This window comes from Lysobacter sp. cf310 (assembly GCF_900114355.1).
In the GTDB taxonomy this organism is placed as follows: Bacteria; Pseudomonadota; Gammaproteobacteria; order Xanthomonadales; family Xanthomonadaceae; genus Lysobacter.
Map to the genome: position 1 here is coordinate 870844 of NZ_FOSS01000002.1, position 15274 is coordinate 886117.

General features: G+C 69.7%; 15 protein-coding genes. 8 read left to right on the forward strand and 7 right to left on the reverse strand.

Going from position 1 to position 15274, the window contains the following annotated elements; genetic code table 11:
• Window positions 1-41 precede the first annotated feature (41 nt).
• Together BMZ45_RS10750 and BMZ45_RS10755 are read left to right on the forward strand one after the other, a co-directional pair.
• Window positions 42-263: an RNA-binding S4 domain-containing protein gene (locus BMZ45_RS10750; RefSeq protein ID WP_091636065.1), complete on the forward strand. Its 222-nt coding sequence runs from the start codon at window positions 42-44 to the stop codon at window positions 261-263.
• A 91-nt stretch (window positions 264-354) separates the two neighbouring features.
• On the forward strand, window positions 355-1281 hold the full coding sequence (locus BMZ45_RS10755; protein ID WP_091636068.1) for a CPBP family intramembrane glutamic endopeptidase: 927 nt from the start codon (window positions 355-357) through the stop codon (window positions 1279-1281).
• Between the two features lie 12 nt (window positions 1282-1293).
• Here BMZ45_RS10755 and BMZ45_RS10760 read toward each other — a convergent pair whose 3' ends face one another.
• Window positions 1294-2271, reverse strand: coding sequence for a hypothetical protein (locus BMZ45_RS10760; protein WP_091636071.1), 978 nt, complete (start codon window positions 2269-2271; stop codon window positions 1294-1296).
• Window positions 2272-2629: 358 nt separating this feature from the next.
• Here BMZ45_RS10760 and BMZ45_RS10765 point away from each other — a divergent pair, with 358 nt between their 5' ends.
• Window positions 2630-3610, forward strand: a complete 981-nt coding sequence (locus BMZ45_RS10765) for a CsgG/HfaB family protein (protein WP_056172595.1) — start codon at window positions 2630-2632, stop codon at window positions 3608-3610.
• A 58-nt stretch (window positions 3611-3668) separates the two neighbouring features.
• On the opposite strand, the gene BMZ45_RS10770 is transcribed toward BMZ45_RS10765, so the two are convergent.
• Complete coding sequence (locus BMZ45_RS10770; RefSeq protein WP_091636074.1) at window positions 3669-4829, reverse strand: AAA family ATPase; 1161 nt, start codon at window positions 4827-4829, stop codon at window positions 3669-3671.
• Window positions 4830-4986: 157 nt separating this feature from the next.
• On the opposite strand from BMZ45_RS10770, the gene BMZ45_RS10775 reads away from it, so the two are divergent.
• Window positions 4987-5346, forward strand: a complete 360-nt coding sequence (locus BMZ45_RS10775; RefSeq protein WP_091636077.1) for a DUF1428 domain-containing protein — start codon at window positions 4987-4989, stop codon at window positions 5344-5346.
• Here BMZ45_RS10775 and BMZ45_RS10780 read toward each other — a convergent pair.
• Window positions 5324-6025, reverse strand: coding sequence for a response regulator (locus tag BMZ45_RS10780; protein ID WP_175489041.1), 702 nt, complete (start codon window positions 6023-6025; stop codon window positions 5324-5326). The genes BMZ45_RS10775 and BMZ45_RS10780 overlap by 23 nt on opposite strands.
• A gap of 356 nt (window positions 6026-6381) precedes the next feature.
• On the opposite strand from BMZ45_RS10780, the gene BMZ45_RS10785 reads away from it, so the two are divergent.
• Window positions 6382-7161 (forward strand): carbonic anhydrase, encoded by a 780-nt coding sequence (locus tag BMZ45_RS10785; protein ID WP_091636082.1) that lies wholly within the window; start codon window positions 6382-6384, stop codon window positions 7159-7161.
• 79 nt (window positions 7162-7240) lie between these two features.
• The gene (locus tag BMZ45_RS10790) at window positions 7241-8713 is read left to right on the forward strand and encodes a hypothetical protein (protein ID WP_091636084.1); all 1473 of its coding nucleotides are present in this window, start codon (window positions 7241-7243) and stop codon (window positions 8711-8713) included.
• A gap of 61 nt (window positions 8714-8774) precedes the next feature.
• Here BMZ45_RS10790 and BMZ45_RS10795 read toward each other — a convergent pair whose 3' ends face one another.
• Complete coding sequence (locus BMZ45_RS10795) at window positions 8775-10214, reverse strand: MATE family efflux transporter (protein WP_091636087.1); 1440 nt, start codon at window positions 10212-10214, stop codon at window positions 8775-8777.
• A 542-nt stretch (window positions 10215-10756) separates the two neighbouring features.
• Here BMZ45_RS10795 and BMZ45_RS10800 point away from each other — a divergent pair.
• Window positions 10757-11200: an SRPBCC family protein gene (locus BMZ45_RS10800; RefSeq protein WP_091636089.1), complete on the forward strand. Its 444-nt coding sequence runs from the start codon at window positions 10757-10759 to the stop codon at window positions 11198-11200.
• A gap of 206 nt (window positions 11201-11406) precedes the next feature.
• Here the strand turns inward: BMZ45_RS10800 and hutU are convergent, their stop codons facing one another.
• The gene (gene hutU / locus BMZ45_RS10805) at window positions 11407-13077 is read right to left on the reverse strand and encodes a urocanate hydratase (protein WP_091636092.1); all 1671 of its coding nucleotides are present in this window, start codon (window positions 13075-13077) and stop codon (window positions 11407-11409) included.
• Between the two features lie 144 nt (window positions 13078-13221).
• Here hutU and BMZ45_RS10810 point away from each other — a divergent pair, with 144 nt between their 5' ends.
• Complete coding sequence (locus BMZ45_RS10810) at window positions 13222-13803, forward strand: TetR/AcrR family transcriptional regulator (RefSeq protein ID WP_091636095.1); 582 nt, start codon at window positions 13222-13224, stop codon at window positions 13801-13803.
• A 292-nt stretch (window positions 13804-14095) separates the two neighbouring features.
• Here the strand turns inward: BMZ45_RS10810 and BMZ45_RS10815 are convergent, their stop codons facing one another.
• Both BMZ45_RS10815 and BMZ45_RS10820 read right to left on the reverse strand, forming a co-directional pair.
• Window positions 14096-14509 (reverse strand): hypothetical protein, encoded by a 414-nt coding sequence (locus BMZ45_RS10815; protein WP_139215463.1) that lies wholly within the window; start codon window positions 14507-14509, stop codon window positions 14096-14098.
• 110 nt (window positions 14510-14619) lie between these two features.
• Window positions 14620-15204 carry a YybH family protein gene (locus tag BMZ45_RS10820; protein WP_254776594.1) on the reverse strand — a complete coding sequence of 195 codons (585 nt, stop codon included), beginning with the start codon at window positions 15202-15204 and terminating at the stop codon, window positions 14620-14622.
• Window positions 15205-15274 lie beyond the last annotated feature (70 nt).

The following is a 15274-nucleotide window of genomic DNA, read 5'->3' on the forward strand; positions in this document are numbered from 1 at the left end:
CGCGCTGCGACCCTGCCCGTCGTTCTCCACGCGCCGGTGCCATGTCCCCGATCGAATTCGAACTCGACCGCGATCACGTCGAACTCAACCAGCTGCTGAAGCTGGTCGGCCTCGCCCATAGCGGCGGCACCGGTAAGGCCATCGTCGCCAGCGGCGCGGTCACCGTCGACGGCCAGGTCGAGCTGCGCAAGACCTGCAAGATCCACGCCGGCCAGATCGTGCGCCTGCAGGGCGTGGAAATCCGGGTGATCGCGCCGCGCTGAGGCGCCGATTCGGCACGCCGATCGCCCCCTGACTTTGGTTGGGCGACGAACGGCAGCGGACCCGGCGACGGCCATCGCGCACCATGCGCCGATGCACAGCCCGTCCTCGCCCGGCGCCCGCCGCCGCCACGCCACGATCGCCCTCGCGGTCGCCGCCCTCGCCTATCTGGCTTCGCTGTACGTGTTGCAGCGACTGCCGGGCGCGAGCCTGGCCGACCCGCTGTTCCTGTTCGGCGTGATCGGGGTGGCGTTCCCGGCGCTGGCCTGGGCGCTGACCCGCAAGCCGCGCCATCCGCCGCGTCCGCAGGGCCGCGCGCGCCTGCCCGGCGTGCTGCTGTATCTGGCGGTGTTCTCGCTATTGATTCTGGGCTGGGGCTTCAGCGCGCTCAACGAGGCGGTGCCCGAGGATCCGGCGCAGTCGATCGCCAAGCTCGCCTTGAAGCTGCTGACCATGGTGGTGCTGCCGGCCTGGCTGTTCCTGCGCCTGCGCGAGCGCGGCCCGGCGCCGTTCGGCGCGCGTCGGTTGTGGTGGGTGTTCGTGGCGATGGCCTTGGCTTATCTGGCGATGCAGGCGGTGTTCGGACGCGGCCTGATGTCGCTGTCGCAGCTCGCGCCGGCCGCGACCACGCTGTTGTGGGCGATCCCGCTGTGCTTCGTCTGGCAGACCGTGGAAGCGGGACTGTGCGAGGAACTGCTGTTCCGGCGCGTGCTGCAGGAGCATGTCGCCCTCGCGACCGGCTCGCAGGTCGCGGCGATCGCCTGGGCCTCGCTGCTGTTCGGCCTGGCGCACGCGCCGGGCCTGTACCTGCGCGGCGCCAGCCTGCTCGAAGGCGTGGCCGAGCCGACGCCGGGCTGGGCCATCGCCTATTCGATCGTGATGATCGCGCCGGCCGGCATCGCCTTCGGCGTGCTGTGGGCGCGCACGCGTTCGCTGTGGCTGATCGTGCCGCTGCACGGCATGGTCGATCTGATTCCGCAGCTGGCGCCCTTCATCCGCGAGTGGACCGGCGCCGCCTGAGGCGTGGCGCGCTCAGGCGATCGGCAGATCTTCGTCCGCGCGGCACAGGGCATCGTGCAGTTGGCGTATGTCGTCGGCCTTGGGATCGGCGACGCCGGAGCCGAACGTCGCCACGTAACGGCAGGCGCCGTAGTTCAAGGCGGCCTGCGCGTACTCGGCCAACCAGGCCTGACGTTCGCGCAGTTGCGCGTGCTCGGACGTCCACACCGCCGTGGGCGGCACGATCTTGCGCTTTAGGCCCACGCGCCAGTGCTTGGGGCTCACGCGCGCGCGGAAACAGTTCTGCACCGCGCACATGGTCGCGTACAGCGGGTCGGCGCCGAGCGCGCGGAAACTTTCGACGACTTCCGGCTCGCGCGGTCCGAAGGTGCGGTGCAAGGCCAGCAGGCGAAACCCGGCCGGGGTGCGGTACAGACGCAGCAGCCAGTCCGGGCGCGCGGCGACGAAGGCATCGATGCGATGACGCGCGCGCGCCTCCGGCCCGCCGTTGGCGGCGTGGGCGCGCTTGCGCAACCAGCCGACGACGACCATGGCGACGATGAAGCCGGCGAACAACGCGCCGATGCCGTAGCCGATGGAGCGCGTCCACAGCCCCAGCGCCAGCGCGATCGCGGCCACCACCGCCACCGCCGTCCTCGACAGTCCGTCGTTGACCGGCTCGTCGAAATCGACGTCCGCGAACAGCACGTCCGGGGTGTTGAGGCACAAGGCGCCATAGCTGTTGCGGGTGATCACCGCATCGCCGTGGCGGTCGACGATCTCTTCGCGGATCGGCAGGCCTTGGGCGCCGCCGTAGCCGACCTTGCGCTCCAGCCGCGGCAGGCGTTCGCCGGCGACGATGCGGTCGAAGGCCTCGCGCACGCGCGCATCGGCATGCGCCTGGGCCTCGGCCGGGCCGACGTCCGACCAGCCGAAGCGGCGCACGGTGATCTGACGACGGTGCGTGCGCTGCTGCAGGCGCGCCTCCGCCCAATAGGCTGGAACGATCATTCGTGCTCACGGTCCCCGGTTCGGTCGCCGATTCTAGCCTTGGCCGGACCGGGCGCCATCGCCATGCCGGCGCCTACTACCGATGGCACCGACTTTGCACGCTCTGGCCATAAGACCGGTGCCTCCGCCCCCCCAATCCACGCCGCCGTCGGCGGACGCGTCCTGAATCCGACACAGGTCACGTTATTATGGGCGAGTGAGTCGCCATGCCCGCCGGTCCGCCGTCGGCACGCTCGCTTGGGGACCGACCCTCCGCCCGATGGCCCGCCATCGCGGCGACGGCCGGACAGGACGAACGGACTCCACGGGTGCCGGCACATGCCGGCTTTTTCGTAGTCGTTGAAGGAATAACCGCACAATGAAGACCGCACACAGGGGCATCTCGCTCGGCAGCGCCTCGCTGCTGGCATGCGCGCTGGGCCTGGGCCTGACGCTGACCGCCACCCCCGCTTCGGCGCAGCGCAAGAGCGCGCAGGAACAGCGCGCCGAGAAGACCGCGCAGATTCCGACCTGCAGCAAGAGCCTGGGCACGATCTCGGTCATCGAGCCCGAGGATTCGGTCAACTGGTGGACCGGCCAGCAGCTGCCCGCGCCCAGCAAGCTGATCAAGGTGTTCGTGAACAAGTCGCGCTGCTTCACCCTGGTCGACCGCGGCGCCGGCATGGACATGGCCATGCGCGAACGCGAACTCGCCGCCAGCGGCCAGCTGCGCGGCCGCTCCAACGTCGGCAAGGGCCAGATCAAGGCCGCCGACTACGTGCTGGTGCCCGACCTGATCGCGCAGAACAACGACGCCGGCGGCAATGCCATCGGCGGCCTGCTCGGCGGCTTGATCGGCGGCAAGGCCGGCGCGGTCGCGGGCAACCTCAACTTCCGCAAGAAGACCGCGGACGTGGTGCTGACCCTGACCGACGTGCGCTCTTCCGAGCAGGTCGCGATGGCCGAAGGCCACGCCAAGAAGACCGACATCGGATTCGGCGCCAGCGGCGCGCTGTTCGGCAGCAGCGGCCTGGGCGGCGCGGGCGTGTCGGGCTATGCCAACACCGAACTGGGCCAGGTCATCACCCTGGCGTATCTGCAGGCCTACACCGACCTGGTCGGCGAACTCGGCGGCGTGTCCGGCAATGCCTCGGCGTCCAACGCCCAGCAGGCCGTGACCGTGGTCAAGCCCGGCCGCCTGTACACCGACGCCAGCGGCAAGGGCAAGGTGGTGCGTTCGCTCGACGTCGGCATGATGCTCTACCCCACCGGCAACAAGCAGGGCGCGATGTGGGAAGTCGAGGACGAGATGGGCAACAAGGGTTGGGTGACCTCGCTGGCGCTCGAACTGTCCAAGTAAGTCCATCGCCGTCGCGATGAAGCAGGGGCCGCCGCGAGGCGGCCCTTTGCTTTGCGGCTCAGCGTTCCGGCCAATGCCAGGCGGGCGCGTCGAGCAGGCCTTGCCCGGCCAGGGTGGTGCGGCTCATGGCCTTCTCCAGGCGCAGGGTGTTGCAGCCGGGTTCCTGCTCCAGCGCCGCGATCAAACGGGTCGCGTGCGAGACCACCCAGACCTGGGTGCGGCGCGCGGCGTGCGCGATCAGACGCGCCAGCGCCGGCAGCAGATCCGGATGCAGGCTGGTCTCGGGCTCGTTGAGCACCATCAGCGGCGGCGGCCGCGGCGTGTGCAGGGCCGCGATCCACAACAGATAGCGCAGGGTGCCGTCGGACAGCTCGGCCGCCGACAGCGGCCGCAGCAGGCCGTGCTGGCTGAACTCCAGACTGAAGCGGCCGTCGGCGCCGACCACGTCCACGCGCGCGCCCGGGAACGCGTCGGTCACCGCGGCGTGCAGCGCCTGCGGATCGCCGATCTCGACGATGGTCTGCCAGGCCGCGGCGAGGTCGCGGCCGTCGTGGCTGAGCACCGGCGTGCGCGTGCCCAGCTGCGGCAGGCGCGCCGGCGAGTCGCCGTCGGCGCGGAAGTGATCGTAGAAGCGCCAGCCGCGGATGGTCTCACGCAGGCTCAGCACCTCCGGCGCGCCGACCGGGTCGGCGATCTGGCCGTACAGGCTTTCGTAGGCGTTGAGGTGTTCGGCGACCACCCGCCAGCCGCGGCCGTCGCGCACGCGCGCGCTCGCGCCGCGACGATCGACCAGCAGATTGGACGCGCGCAGGAACGGCCCGCTCCAGATCGCCTCGCGCTTGATTTCGGGATCCAGCGAAAACGCCGACAGCGACGGCGGCGGCAAGCCGAGATCGATCGCGTAACCGAATTCGTCGCCGGCGAAGCCCAGGCGCAGCGACACCGCTTTCTGGCGCGCCGCGCCCTGCACCGGCACTTCGCCGCGCTGCATGCGCGCCGACAATTCCTCGGGCCCGGCCCAGAGCGTCGAGCGCAGGCCGCCTTCGCGCGCCAGCGCCGGCACCACCCCGCCCTGCGCGGTCTCGGCGAGCAGGCGCAATGCGCGGTAGAGGTTGGACTTGCCGCTGCCGTTGGCGCCGGTGACCAGGTTCAGGCGCCCCATCGGCACGACCAGGTCGTGCAGAGAGCGGTAGTGGGCGATCGCGAGCGTGCTCAGCATGGGCGCAGGGTATCGAATCGGAAGGGCATTGGAGCCCGGCCGCATCTCAGGCCCTGCGACCTGCCGGCGGCGTTTCATCCGACCTTGAGCCCGACGCTGGCATGATCCGCCGGCCAGTCGCCACGGCTGCGCACCTGTCCGCAGACACGGAGGATGTATGAGCTACGTCGATGGTTTCGTCCTGGCGGTACCGCGCAAGAACCTCACCGCCTACAAGCGCCTCGCCCGCAAGTCCGGCAAGGTCTGGCGCGAGCACGGCGCGCTCGCCTACGTCGAATGCGTCGCCGACGACGTCAAGCCGGGCAAGGTCACCTCCTTCCCGCAGGCGGTGAAGCTCAAGACCGACGAGGTGGTGGTGTTCTCCTGGGTGGTCTACAAATCGCGCGCCCAGCGCGACAAGGTGCTGGAAAAGGTCATGAAGGACCCGCGCCTGGGCGACACCATGGACCCGAAGAAGCTGCCCTTCGACGGCATGCGCATGTTCTGGGGCGGGTTCAAGCCGATCCTGGAACTGTAAGCGCGCGCGCCCGGAAGCCCGCGTCCGGCGCGTCGGGATGGCGCGGCGGCGGCGTTAGCCCGAGCGCGGCCGAACGCACCGCGGCCTGAGTGCGGTGGCAGACGCCCAGCTTGGCCAGGATGTGCTCGACATGGGTCTTGGCGGTGCCGCAGGCGATGCCGAGGCGGTCGCCGATCTGGCGGTTGGTCAGTCCCTGCGCGAGCAAGGCCAGCACCTGGCCCTCGCGCTCGGTGAGGCGTTCGTCGATCGGAAAGTGCGCGGCCTCGCCGGCGCGCACGCCCTTGGCCAACGGACGCTCGCGCCAGGCGCGCTGGATCGCGCCCAGCAATTCGGCGCGCGTGGCGTCCTTGAACACGTAGGCCTGCGCGCCGGCGCTGCGCGCCTCGCGCACGTGCTCCAGGCTGTCGTGCAGGCTGATCACCACGATGTCGCGCGTGAGCGGCTGCCAGGCCAGATGGCGCAGCACCTGGCAGCCGTCGATGCCGGCCATGCGCACGTCCAGCAGGATCAGGTCCGGGCGCAGGCGCTCGGCCAGCTCGATCGCGGCGCCGCCGTCGCCGGCTTCGGCGATCACCTGCAGCCAACGCAGGCCGCCCAATAGCGTGCGCAAGCCGGCACGCATGATCTCGTGGTCGTCCACGATCAACACACGCAAGGGCAGGTTCACAACGATCGGCATGCGGTCTCCCTCCGGCGAGCTCGGCGTGCGGACGCGCGCCCGATACCGCCGCCGCAGCGTCCGGCTCGAACGCGCGGCCACCGACGTCCCCGGGTCGCGGCGGTCCGCAGCGGCCATCCACGCCCAGCATCGCGCGGAACCCCTGTCCACGGCCGATCTTCCGGCCGCGCGGTCGGCGAGAACAGCCACGCGAATCACACTACGGCGCGAAAGTACGGCCAGACATACGCCGATCGGCAGAGCCGCGCTCCGCTGTTCAGCGGGCGTAGGCGCCGCGGGCGGGGGCTAGTTTGCGGCAGCCGCGATGGCAAGCTGGACTGCATCGCGGCTCCATCCCATCGCATCCGGAGCCCGATATGACACGTCGACTGTCGCTTTTATCCATCATTTGCACGTCTTTATTACTCACCTCGGCCAGCGTCGCCGCCGAGCTGCCGCACTGGGGCTACGAACACGGCACCGTCGACTGGGGCGACCTGCATCCCAGCTACGCGCTGTGCTCCTCCGGCACGCGCCAATCGCCGATCGACGTGATCCGCGCCAACGCGCGCGTCATGAGCCTGCCCAGCCTGACCTTCAATTACTCGACCTCCGCCAACGTCACGGTCGTCAACGCCGGCCACACCATCCGCACCGACATGCCGGCCGGCAATACGCTGAGCGTCGCAGGCCGGACCTACAAGTTGGACCAGTTCCACGTCCACACGCCCAGCGAGAACTACATCGACGGCGAGCAGTACCCGCTGGAGCTGCACTTCGTGCATACCGCCACCGACGGTTCGGGCGCGATCGCGGTGGTGGGCGTGCTGTTCGACGAGGGCGCGCGCGATCCGCAGCTGGACAAGATCATCGCCGCGATGCCCGCGCACGAAGGCCAGTCGGCACCGGCGCGGGCGCTGAACCTGCGCGCCCTGATCCCGAGCGGACGCAGTTATCGCTTCAGCGGCTCCCTGACCACGCCGGACTGCCGCGAGAACCTCGCCTGGCATGTGATGGGCAGGGTTCGTACCGCCAGCCTGAGCCAGCTGGCCGCGTTCTCGGCGCGCTTCAGCGGACCCGAGTTTCCGCAGGGCAACCGCCGTCCCGTGCAACCCCTGAACGGCCGCCCCGTCAGCACCGAGGCCGGCGGCGACTGAGCGCGCGCGGCCGCGGCTTTACCCTGCGCGGCGGTGCTGAAACAATCGGGCGCATCCGCACTACCGTCGGGGAGGACGGATGCGCTCGAATCTCAGCTGGTGGCTGGCGTTGCTGATGACGCCCGGCCTGTCGTCCTGCGGCGAACCCGACGCGGGCGCGCCCGTCGCCGACGGCGCGGGCGCCCGCGTGGCTTTCGCCGACCCCGCCGCCAGCCGGGTCAGCGTCGAACGCGGGCCCTTGCCGGCCCGCTATTCCGCGGCGCTGCCGTCCACGGCCGCGGACATGCAAGGCTGGTGGGAAGACCGCGACCGCTTTCCGCCGATCATGCACGCCAGCGACGGCATCGCCAGCGGCGACGCCGGCTGGATGGCACGCCTGCGCCGCAGCGCCGACGAGGTGCCGGCCGCGGACGTCGCGGCCTGGACCGAACAGTGGCAGCAGCGCCTGCGCTATCGCGTTTCGACGCCGGCGTTCTGCACGGCCGCGCGCGCGATCGCCGCCGAGCCCGACTCGACCTTGCGCCGCACCCTGATGCCGGCCTTCGCCGAGGGCTGCGCCGGCCCCGCGGACAGCGCCGCCGTGCTGCGAGCGGACACGCCGGACGCCGCGGTGCTGGCGTACTACGACGAACGCGATCAGGTCTCCGAACGCCCGCCCTTCCATCCTCGCCTGGAACGCAGCGCGCGCGCCGCGATACTGGGCGAGGACGAGGCGCTCGCACGTAAGGCGGCCTTCGTGCTGGCGGAGCTGCAGCAAGCCGACGCCACGGCGACGCTGGAACGGCTGCACGCGCAGATCCGCGACCAGGAGCGCGCCGACGAAGTCGCTATGGCCTTCGCGCACGCCGCCAACGGCGCCGGCCAGACCCAGTTGCAGGCAGCCTGCGCGCGTCGCGTCGACGATCCGGTGTGCACCGCGCTGCGCAAGCCGCGCACCCCGCCGGCGCCGGACGAGGCCTCGGCGCCCAAGCCCGCCGCCCTGGCCCAGGTGCGCGCGCGCATCGATCAATTGCAGGGTTTAGGCTTCGTGCGCGCCGGCGAGGTCGATCCGACTCAGGTCGAGGGCGCGGATGCGGAGGCGGTGCTGCAAGCGGCCGGTTACGCGCACTGGTTCGATGTCGAGACCGGCCAGTTCCCGAACGCGCACGACAGCCTGCTGCGCGAACTCGCCGCGCTGGTGCGGCCGTCGCTGAACGGGGTCGTGTTCGAGGAGATCGCGCCCGCGGACGACGAGGGCCCCTATCAGCTGGTCGCCTACGCCGACGGCATGATCTACCGCACCCGCGCCGAGAACCAGGGCGACTGGTACGACGTCGACGCCGTGCTGCGCCTGCTGGACGCGCTGCTGCAGGCACGCAAATCCCAGGACCGCTACCTGGCGCTGGAGACCGGCGATCAGACCCTGATCGTGGTCGGCGGGCCGCGCGCCGCGATCGACGCAGCGCTGCGGCAGAAGCTGCTCACGCCGGGCGACCCGGCCGAGGCCGAGCGCGCGGGGAAGGCGTTCGAGACGCAGGTGCTGCAGCAGTTGCGCAGCAAATCCGGTAACTGAAGGCCCGGCGTCGAAAGCGCGAACGGCCCGCCAGCGCGGGCCGTTCGCGTTTGCGCTTCGCTCAGACCTGCACCGTCTTCCAGCGCCCGCGCGTGAACAGCCACAGCGTGAACAGGCCCACCGAGGTCTCCGACACGAACACCGCCCAGAACACGCCGGACTGCTGCCAGTTCAAGCTGATGGCCAGGAAATAGGACAGCGGGATCTGGATCAGCCAGAAGAACACCACGTTGATCTTGGTCGGAGTCATGGTGTCGCCGGCGCCGTTGAAGGCCTGCACGGTAACCATCCACCAGCCGTAGACGAAGAACGAGTAGGACAGGATGCGCAGCCATTCGGCGCCGATCTCGATCACCTTGGCGTCCTGGGTGAAGAAGCCGATCAGCTGCTGCGGGAACAGAAAGAACAGCACCGACACGATCACCAGATAGGCCATGTTGTACCAGCCGATGCGCCACACCGAAGCCTCGGCGCGCTCGGGCTGCTCGGCGCCGAGGTTCTGGCCCACCAGCGTCGCCGCCGCGTTGGACATGCCCCAGGCCGGCATCATCGTGAACATCATCAAGCGGATCGCGATGGTGGCGCCGGCCACCGCCTCGCTGCCGACGCTGGCCAGGATGCGCATCAGGAAGATCCACGAGGTCATCGCCACGATCATCTGGCCGATGCCGCCCAGCGAGGTGCGCACCACATGCCAGAGCAGCGATCCGCGCCAGACCAACTGCGCGGCCACGACGCGGATGTGTTTGCCGCCGTGGAACAGTACCCACAACTGGAACGCCACGCCCGCGCCGCGACCGATGTTGGTGGCGATGGCCGCGCCCTCGATGCCCAGCGCGGGCACCGGGCCCAGGCCGAAGATCAGCAAGGGACACAGCAGGATGTTCAGGCCGTTGGACAACCACAGCACCCGCATCGCGATGGCTGCGTCGCCGGCGCCGCGGAAGATCGCGTTGATCACGAACAACAGCATGATCACCGCGTTGCCGCCCAGCATCCATTGGGTGTAGCGGTAGCCGTGCTCGATGCTCCAGGCATCGGCGCCCATCAGCCGCAGCAGATCCTGGGCATAGACGATGCCGAGTATGGCCGGCAGCACCGACACCAGCACGGCGACGAAGATCGCCTGCACCGCGGTCACCGCCGCGTCCTCGCGCTTGCCCTCGCCGATGCGGCGCGCGACCAGCGCGGTCACCGCCATCGCCAGGCCCATCGCGACCGCGTACAGCAGGAACAGATAGCTTTCGGTCAGGCCCACCGTCGCCACCGCGGACGGGCCGAGCTTGGCGACGAAGAAGATGTCGACCACCGCGAAGGTCGACTCCAGCACCAGCTCCAGCACCATCGGCACCGCCAACAGGAACACCGCGCGTCGCAGCGGGATCTTGGTGTAATCGGCGTTGGTGCCGCGCACGGCTTCGCGTATCTCGCTCCACAGCGAGCCGGTGGGCACATGCGGGGCGGTATCGGACTCGGGGACGGTGGGGGTTTGCTGACTCATCGGGACCTATCCATGCGCTGGAGGGACGGGAGTACGGCGGAGGCCGTCGTACCGGATACGGGTACGACGAACCAGGGGCGGCGAATTCGACATGCGCAGGCCGATCCGTCGCTGGCCGCCCTCAGGCCCGGCCAACCGCCCCGCGCATCCTGCCGCGCGGCCGTCTCACCGGTTGGGACGGCCGCCCTATTCAGCCATGTTGCGCGCGATACCGAAACTGTCGGAAAGCTTGAAACGTCGCGCCGCACCGCGCCCTTCGCTATGCGCGTACCGACTGTCGGGGCGTCGCAGCCGAGGCCGGCGCATCGCCTGACGGATGCGCCCGGCTCGATCCGGTCGCGTTCATCGGCATCGAGTGCAAAAAAACCTGCCGCGCCAAGAGGATGGCCGCGAAATTCTCGCGCCCCGGTGATCCGCACCGCGCGCTGAACGAGGGTGCATACACCGGCTCCACCGAGAAACCGGTATGCACGCGATGTCGATCCCGGCCCCGCTCGTTCGTCGGACACAGTGAGGGCTACACCTCGCCTAGGAGACTACCCATGACCGGCACCGTCCGTTTGCACCGCGTTTTCACCGCCCCCGCCGAGCGCGTCTATCGCGCGTTCCTCGACGCCGCCGCCCTGTCCAAGTGGCTGCCGCCCGACGGCTTCACCTGCACCGTGCACGAGCTGGACGCGCGCGTCGGCGGCAAGTACCGCATGAGCTTCACCAATTTCTCGAACGATCAGGGCCACAGCTTCGGCGGCACCTACCTGGAGCTGGTGCCGAACGAACGCATCGTCCACGACGATCGCTTCGACGCCCCCGAGCTGCCCGGCACCATGGTCACCACCATCAGCTTGCGCAGCGTGTCCTGCGGCACCGAGCTGCAGGTGGTGCAGGAAGGCATCCCCGACGCGATCCCGCCGGAGCAGTGCTATCTGGGCTGGCAGGAATCGCTGACCCTGCTGGAGCGCCTGATCGAACCGACGATACCGGGCTGATCGCGGCCGCCCAGCGCGAACGAAGACGGCCCGAACACGGGCCGTCGATTCGCTCGCTGCTCCCCCGCAAGCCCTGTAGGAGCGGCGCAAGCCGCGACCGCGCCAACCCAACTGCGGCGAAACTGACGCCGTGCGCGGTTACCCCGCGGTTGCGGCTCGCGCCGCGCCCACCAGAGGCAGCCGCGATATCCGCGGCTGCCGCAGGCTCACAGCATCGGCAGCTTCAGGCCCTGCTCCTTCGCGCAGGCCTGGGCGATCTCGTAACCCGCATCGGCATGGCGCATCACGCCGGTACCCGGGTCGTTCCACAGCACGCGCGCGATGCGCTGGTCGGCGGCTTCGCTGCCGTCGCAGACGATGACCACGCCGGAGTGTTGCGAATAGCCCATGCCGACGCCGCCGCCGTGGTGCAGCGAGACCCAGGTCGCGCCGCCGGCCACGTTGAGCATGGCGTTGAGCAGCGGCCAATCGCTGACCGCATCGCTGCCGTCCTTCATCGCCTCGGTCTCGCGGTTGGGCGAGGCCACGCTGCCGCTGTCGAGATGATCGCGGCCGATCACAACCGGCGCCTTGAGCTCCCCGTTGCGGACCATCTCGTTGAAGGCCAGGCCGAGCTTGTGGCGCAGGCCCAGACCGACCCAGCAGATGCGCGCCGGCAGGCCCTGGAAGCTGATGCGTTCCTTGGCCATGTCCAGCCAACGGTGCAGGTGCGCGTCGTCGGCGATGATTTCCTTGACCTTGGCGTCGGTCTTGTAGATGTCCTCCGGATCGCCGCTGAGCGCGACCCAGCGGAACGGGCCGACGCCGCGGCAGAACAGCGGTCGCACGTAGGCCGGCACGAAGCCTGGGAAATCGAACGCGTTTTCGCAACCCACGTCCTGGGCCATCTGGCGGATGTTGTTGCCGTAGTCGAAGGTCGGGATGCCCTGGCGCTGGAACGCGAGCATCGCCTCCACGTGCACGCGCATCGACCGCTTGGCCGCGTCGCGCACGCCTTCGGGATCGGTCTTCTGCGCGGCCAGCCACTGCTCGACGCTCCAGCCGATCGGCAGGTAGCCGTGGACCGGATCGTGGGCGCTGGTCTGGTCGGTGACCGCGTCCGGGCGCACGCCGCGGCGCACCAGCTCGGGCAGCACTTCGGCGGCATTGCCCAGCAGCGCGATCGAACGCGCCTCGCCGGCGGTGGTGTACTTGGCGATGCGCGCCAGCGCGTCGTCCAGGTCGCTGGCCTGCTCGTCGACGTAGCGGGTGCGCAGGCGCATGTCGATGCTGCTCTGCTTGCATTCGATGTTCAGCGAACAGGCACCGGCCAGCGACGCCGCCAACGGCTGCGCGCCACCCATGCCGCCCAGGCCCGCGGTCAGGATCCACTTGCCCTTGAGGTCGCCGCCGTAGTGCTGGCGGCCCATCTCGACGAAGGTTTCGTAGGTGCCCTGGACGATGCCCTGCGAGCCGATGTAGATCCAGCTGCCGGCGGTCATCTGGCCGTACATCATCAAGCCCTTCTTATCGAGCTCGTTGAAGTGCTCCCAGGTCGCCCAGTGCGGGACCAGGTTGGAATTGGCCAGCAGCACGCGCGGCGCGTCGGCATGGGTCGGGAACACGCCGACCGGCTTGCCCGACTGGATCAGCAGGGTTTCGTTGTCCTCCAGCTCGCGCAGCGTTTTCAGGATCGCGTCGAACGAGGGCCAGTCGCGCGCGGCGCGGCCGATGCCGCCATAGACCACCAGCTCGGCCGGGTTCTCGGCCACTTCCGGATCCAGGTTGTTCTGGATCATGCGGTAGGCCGCCTCGCTCAACCACGACTTGCAGGTCTTGTCGCTGCCGCGCGGGGCGCGGATGACGCGGGTGGGATCGTTGCGGCTGGCTGCGGACATGGCGGTTTCCGGCGTTCGAGTGTGTAGGAAATTATCGCGCCGCGTTCTCAGCGCCCGCCAGCGCGCGCGACGCGAATACGCGCCCGCGCCGGCCGATTTCGCCCCGATTCGCCACGGCCGCGAGAAAATGTATACGCTGTATACATGAGCGCACCCGCCACCGCCGACCGGATCCTGCGCGCCGCCCGCGCCCTGTTCGAGCGCGACGGCGCCGCCGCGGTCAGCATGCGCCGGGTCGCCGAGGCGGTCGGGATCACGCCGATGGCGATCTACCGCCACTTCCCCAATCGCGAGGCCCTGCTCAAGCGCATCAGCGACGACAGCTTCCAGGAGATCGCCCGCCACTGGAGCGCGCGCAAGGAAGGCGGCGACGTGATCGCGCGCCTGTTGGCGATCCAGCGCATCTACCTCGACTATGCGCTCGCCCATCCGCATCTGTTCGACCACGCCTTCTCGATGCGGCGCGAGGACGCGCGCCGCTATCCCGATGACTTCCGCGCGCGTCGCTCGCCCACGCTGAACGTGGTCGCCGACGTGGTGATCGAGGCCCAGCAGGCCGGCCTGTTGAAGGCCGGCGATGCCTGGGACATCGCGATGACGCTGTGGGCGCAATCGCATGGTCTGATCTCGCTCTACCGCGGCGGCCGCTTCAATTACGACGATCGTCAGTTCCGCGCCTTCTACGAGGCTTCGCTGGGGCGAGTGCTGGATGGGCTCAGGGCTTGAGCGTGGGGAGGAGTCCCTACGAGCCTCGCTCACGCCGACGCCGTTGCGCGGCCGTGGGGTAGGAGCGGCGTAAGCCGCGACCGCGCTGCTGCGCCTGCGACGAAGCTGCCCATTTATCGAGACAGGGGCATCAGCTAACTGCATCGCGCCGGCCACTGTGAGATCACGGTCGCGGCTCACGCCGCTCCTACCCCAAAACCAAGTTCGGTCCGAAGCGTGATCGATACTCCGTGCGCCAGATACGAGAACGCCCGGTCGGAGCCGGGCGTTTTGGTTCGCGACACGCCAAGCGTCAGTGGATCGACGGATCCAACTGGCGCAGCGCCTCGGCGATGTCTGTCTGACCGGTGCGATCGATGTCGTCGCGGGTGTAGACGCGGCCGTTGGCGGCGACGCAGCCCTTGCGGCCCTTGCCGTTGGTCGCCGAACGGTCGCGGATATGCGTGCCGGTCTGGCGCAGGCAGTTGCGATCGACTTCGGTCTTGGACTTGGTGTCGGCCTGGGCCTGGGTACCGGAGGTACCGTCGGTACGGAACTGCGTCGACACGTCGGTCCGTGCCGAAGTCGTTTGGCCCGAGGTCGTCTGGGCCGAAGTCGTTGCGCCCGGGGTCGTGTGGCCGGACGTGGTCTGGGTCGGAGCGGTGGTCTGCGCCGAGGCCGCGAAGGCGCAGGCCGCGAGCAGGCTGGCGAGCAATACACGTTTCATACGACACCTCGAACGCGTTGTGGAGATCGACGGCCGTAGCCGCCGTAGGACCACCATACGCCTCCAGGCACGCTAGTCGCGCGCCGCCCCCGCGCCCGTTTAGGCGCTCGTCAGCCTCGCGGGCAGGTCGTACGCCGGGCGTCGCGGAACGCCATCGCCTCGGCCGAGCTCACCGGCCGGCCTTCGACGCCGTCGTCGAACAAGACCCGCCACACGCCGTCGGGATCGCGGTGCCAGACCGAGTGGAAGCTGCCGATCGAAAAGCGCTGCTTGGCGTCCGGCGCGCGGTCCTCGAACAAGGACGGTCCGCTGGACCAGGCCACGTCCGCGGCGCCGCCGATGGTCACGCGCGTGGGGTACCACTCCAGCCGCACCGCCTTGCCTTCGATGATGCCGGCCCAACGCTCGGCGATGGCCTTGCGGCCGCGTGTCGGTGCGCTGCGGCTGGCGCCGAACGCGGCCCCGGACTGCAGATGTGCCGCGAACGCAGCCGCATCGTGATCGGCGACCGATTGGGCGAAGCTGAGTTCGCGTGCCCAGACCTCGCATTCCTTGGCGCTGAGCTTGGGCAGCGAGTTCGGCGGCGGCGGAGGGTTCTCCATTACCACCGGCGCGGGCCCGGTCTGCGCCCAAACCGGCAGCCCTACGGCCAAGGACAGCGCCGCGACGGCGCAACGGACGGCGGTACGGCGCATGGCGACTCTCCGGGCAAAGGGCCAGGCCACTATCGGCACAGGCGCCCGCCGCCGCCAGCGACGGAAGTCA

Excerpts from the sequence above, each read along its gene's own strand:
- BMZ45_RS10750 (WP_091636065.1), top strand. The coding sequence starts at position 42 with ATGTCCCCGATCGAATTCGAACTCGACCGCGATCACGTCGAACTCAAC.
- BMZ45_RS10755 (WP_091636068.1), top strand. The coding sequence starts at position 355 with ATGCACAGCCCGTCCTCGCCCGGCGCCCGCCGCCGCCACGCCACGATC.
- BMZ45_RS10760 (WP_091636071.1), bottom strand. The coding sequence starts at position 2,271 with ATGATCGTTCCAGCCTATTGGGCGGAGGCGCGCCTGCAGCAGCGCACG.
- BMZ45_RS10765 (WP_056172595.1), top strand. The coding sequence starts at position 2,630 with ATGAAGACCGCACACAGGGGCATCTCGCTCGGCAGCGCCTCGCTGCTG.
- BMZ45_RS10770 (WP_091636074.1), bottom strand. The coding sequence starts at position 4,829 with ATGCTGAGCACGCTCGCGATCGCCCACTACCGCTCTCTGCACGACCTG.
- BMZ45_RS10775 (WP_091636077.1), top strand. The coding sequence starts at position 4,987 with ATGAGCTACGTCGATGGTTTCGTCCTGGCGGTACCGCGCAAGAACCTC.
- BMZ45_RS10780 (WP_175489041.1), bottom strand. The coding sequence starts at position 6,025 with ATGCCGATCGTTGTGAACCTGCCCTTGCGTGTGTTGATCGTGGACGAC.
- BMZ45_RS10785 (WP_091636082.1), top strand. The coding sequence starts at position 6,382 with ATGACACGTCGACTGTCGCTTTTATCCATCATTTGCACGTCTTTATTA.
- BMZ45_RS10790 (WP_091636084.1), top strand. The coding sequence starts at position 7,241 with ATGCGCTCGAATCTCAGCTGGTGGCTGGCGTTGCTGATGACGCCCGGC.
- BMZ45_RS10795 (WP_091636087.1), bottom strand. The coding sequence starts at position 10,214 with ATGAGTCAGCAAACCCCCACCGTCCCCGAGTCCGATACCGCCCCGCAT.
- BMZ45_RS10800 (WP_091636089.1), top strand. The coding sequence starts at position 10,757 with ATGACCGGCACCGTCCGTTTGCACCGCGTTTTCACCGCCCCCGCCGAG.
- hutU (WP_091636092.1), bottom strand. The coding sequence starts at position 13,077 with ATGTCCGCAGCCAGCCGCAACGATCCCACCCGCGTCATCCGCGCCCCG.
- BMZ45_RS10810 (WP_091636095.1), top strand. The coding sequence starts at position 13,222 with ATGAGCGCACCCGCCACCGCCGACCGGATCCTGCGCGCCGCCCGCGCC.
- BMZ45_RS10815 (WP_139215463.1), bottom strand. The coding sequence starts at position 14,509 with ATGAAACGTGTATTGCTCGCCAGCCTGCTCGCGGCCTGCGCCTTCGCG.
- BMZ45_RS10820 (WP_254776594.1), bottom strand. The coding sequence starts at position 15,204 with ATGCGCCGTACCGCCGTCCGTTGCGCCGTCGCGGCGCTGTCCTTGGCC.